This is a genomic window from Microcoleus sp. OTE_8_concoct_300 (assembly GCF_031383065.1).
GTDB lineage: Bacteria > Cyanobacteriota > Cyanobacteriia > Cyanobacteriales > Microcoleaceae > Microcoleus.
The window spans coordinates 1-2628 of the sequence record NZ_JANMZH010000214.1 but is presented as its reverse complement, the minus strand read 5'-3'; the positions used below and the strand labels follow the sequence as shown (position 1 = coordinate 2628).

The following is a 2628-nucleotide window of genomic DNA, read 5'->3' as shown; positions in this document are numbered from 1 at the left end:
AGCTATTGTTAAAGGCTCGATGGAACGGCTGAACGCCATCCTGATGACCGCCTTAACATCAGCTTTGGGTTTAGCACCTTTAGTCTTAGAAGGCGGCCCCGGGAAGGAAATTCTGCAACCTTTGTCGGTAGTAGTTTTAGGAGGATTGTTTACTTCTACTGCTTTGACTCTGTTAGTTTTGCCAGCTTTGTATGCTCAATTTGGGCATTTCTTACGACCTCAACAACCTCAGCCAGTTATTGAAGACGGGAAGGTAGTTAAAGCTGAAATAGCGAACTGATCAATCCTACTTAACTCCCTCAATCAAGCTGCAAAGTTGCTCGCTATTGGGATTGTCTGAAGTTCGATTTGTCTAAAGTTTTTTATAAGCTTCCAACTCAGCTTTGAACGCACTCATGCGCTGAATTTCCTGCTCAAAGAAATCTATTTTGCGACTTAATAAGTCTTGCACTAGCGGACAAGCTGTTATTCCTTGACGGCGAGAGGCCAAAATTTGCTGAATTTCTTGAAGAGAAAAGTTGAGTCTTTGGGCTTTCTTTATAAATTGCACTTGTCTGGCAGCATCGGCTGTGAAGTAACGATAACCGTTACTGCTGCGTAAGGCAGGTTCTAGTAACCCTAGGCTTTCATAGTATCGCAGGGTGCCTACAGCAACACCAGTTTGCTTGGCTAGTTCTCCAATTTTTAGTAGCTGCTGTTCTAGGGATGCTGTTTCAAATTTTGTCATAGCAGTTCTAGGTAAGTTTAAACCTTATCATTATAGCGGTAGCCACTTTCACTTTTTTGTGCTGGTTATAGTTACCCAGTTTTTTATGATAAAATATTCTATATTGTCAATAATTGTAATTAATAAAAAAGCAGCAGTAAGTCAAAATTGAGTTACTGCTGCTGTCTGATATTCTCTTGTTTATCCCCGTGCGAAAAATCCGCGATGGAATCTACACGCACTGGGAAAATAAGAATTATTTATCGCAATTAGCTTGAGGGCAGTCAGGAGTAGGAGTAGTGCAGGGGCCGGCGGCAAAGACAACAGCGGCTGTACCTGCTGTCAGGAGAACTGCCGTCAAAGCTGCGAGAGTGAATCGTTTAGTCTGAGTTGCTTTAATCATTAATTTTCACCTGAGAATCTAGGATCGAAAAGTTTCTTTGGGAAACTATATATAGCATAAACCCTCAAGTCGGCTATAGAGTCAAGGGGGGGAAAGATTAAAAATGATAAAAATATTGAATTTCCGCTGTCACGCTCCGAATACCTGCATGAAAATCTGAAGATTTCATCCTGATTTCATTTTTGGGTGTCATATTCTAATCATTGTACCCAAAAAATAAATCGAATGAAAGCGCTCAAGTCAAGCTTAGTTATTCTAGGCAGTGTCGGATTGCTGTTTTTGGGAGCTTGCAGTAAAGGCGACCAAGCAAGTGATCCAAAGAGCAGTCCAACATCCGCTCCTGTCGCCTCTCAACCTGCGTCTTCTGCCCCTGCGGCAGCGGATAAAACAGATCATCCTAAAGCATCTAAAGGGGGTCAAGTTGTTGAATCTGGAGCTTACCACTTAGAGTTTGTCGCTGAAAAAGAAGCTACCGGAACTCACTTGGATTTTTATTTGCAAAAAGGCGACAAGCACGAACCAGTCCCCAACGCAAAAGTGTCAGCTCAAGTGCAGCTACCGAGTGGAAAACAGCAAACTATAGCCTTCAAATATGACCCTGATGGCAAACATTACGCTGTTGTGTTTCCCGGCAAAGATGCAGGAAGTTATCCTGTGAAGGTGACTGCGGATATTAACGGAGAAAAAGTTGACGGTCGTTTTACCTTCAATCAGTAAAGCGCTTATTTCCTGTGAACGCATAGGAATTTGGCTGTGAAAATTGATTGTAGGGCAGTCATTGTTAATTACTAATAAACAAAGGACAACAACAAATGAAATCTCTTAAGACAGGTTTAATCGTTGCAGGTAGTGCAGCACTGATGTTACTAGCCGCCTATAGCAATACTGTCCCGGCTACAAATGCCGCTAACAAACCAGATGATTATCGAGCAAAAATCGCAGCCCAAAACAGTTCAACCGCCCCTACAAAAATAGCTGCAACTCCCGGTCATTCTAACTCATCAAAAGGGGGTCAAGTAGTAGAATCAGGCCCTTATCATTTAGAGTTGGTGGTCGAAAAAGAAGCCGATCGAACTCACCTGGATTTCTATTTGCAAAGAGGCGACAACCACCAGACAATACCTAATGCGAAGATAACAGGTCAAATTCAGATGCCCGATCGCACTCAAAAGGCTCTTACCTTCACTTATGGCCAGAAAGACCAGCACTATACAGCTTTGCTGCCTGGAAAAGTTGCTGGTCAGTATCACATGAAGATTACTGCTGATATTAACGGTCAAAAGGTAGACGGTCGATTCACCTTCACTCGGTAGACTTTTTAGTAGGTTGAAGCTGCTGTTGACTGGTTGACGGGTTGCTGGCGGGCTGTTTGTTGTCGTGTAAGGATTCAGGTCATGTGAAAAGCAGTAAAACCTATACGGTGTAACCATTTGATCGAATAATCATCAAATATCCATTCTTATTAAGAAACCCTGAAAGCTTTTATTTTCGTACCTATTGAGAATCAAGCTGTTGATTT

5 protein-coding genes are annotated in these 2628 nt (G+C 42.4%); 3 read left to right on the top strand and 2 right to left on the bottom strand.

Going from position 1 to position 2628, the window contains the following annotated elements; all coding sequences use genetic code 11:
* Window positions 1–280: efflux RND transporter permease subunit (locus ACUVJL_RS10545; protein WP_445245800.1), on the top strand; the 280-nt coding region annotated here is incomplete at its 5' end.
* 72 nt (window positions 281–352) lie between these two features.
* Here the strand turns inward: ACUVJL_RS10545 and ACUVJL_RS10540 are convergent.
* Window positions 353–727 (bottom strand): MerR family transcriptional regulator, encoded by a 375-nt coding sequence (locus ACUVJL_RS10540; protein ID WP_445245799.1) that lies wholly within the window; start codon window positions 725–727, stop codon window positions 353–355.
* Window positions 728–962: 235 nt separating this feature from the next.
* A complete protein-coding gene (locus tag ACUVJL_RS10535; protein ID WP_015211800.1) occupies window positions 963–1109 on the bottom strand; it encodes a hypothetical protein in 147 nt (48 codons plus the stop codon).
* A 225-nt stretch (window positions 1110–1334) separates the two neighbouring features.
* Here ACUVJL_RS10535 and ACUVJL_RS10530 point away from each other — a divergent pair, with 225 nt between their 5' ends.
* Window positions 1335–1826, top strand: a complete 492-nt coding sequence (locus ACUVJL_RS10530; protein ID WP_445245798.1) for a hypothetical protein — start codon at window positions 1335–1337, stop codon at window positions 1824–1826.
* Between the two features lie 95 nt (window positions 1827–1921).
* Window positions 1922–2422, top strand: coding sequence for a hypothetical protein (locus ACUVJL_RS10525; RefSeq protein ID WP_445245797.1), 501 nt, complete (start codon window positions 1922–1924; stop codon window positions 2420–2422).
* The last annotated feature ends 206 nt before the right edge of the window (window positions 2423–2628 follow it).

Coding starts and splice junctions, on each gene's coding strand:
- ACUVJL_RS10525 (WP_445245797.1), top strand. CDS start 1,922: ATGAAATCTCTTAAGACAGGTTTAATCGTTGCAGGTAGTGCAGCACTG.
- ACUVJL_RS10540 (WP_445245799.1), bottom strand. CDS start 727: ATGACAAAATTTGAAACAGCATCCCTAGAACAGCAGCTACTAAAAATT.
- ACUVJL_RS10530 (WP_445245798.1), top strand. CDS start 1,335: ATGAAAGCGCTCAAGTCAAGCTTAGTTATTCTAGGCAGTGTCGGATTG.
- ACUVJL_RS10535 (WP_015211800.1), bottom strand. CDS start 1,109: ATGATTAAAGCAACTCAGACTAAACGATTCACTCTCGCAGCTTTGACG.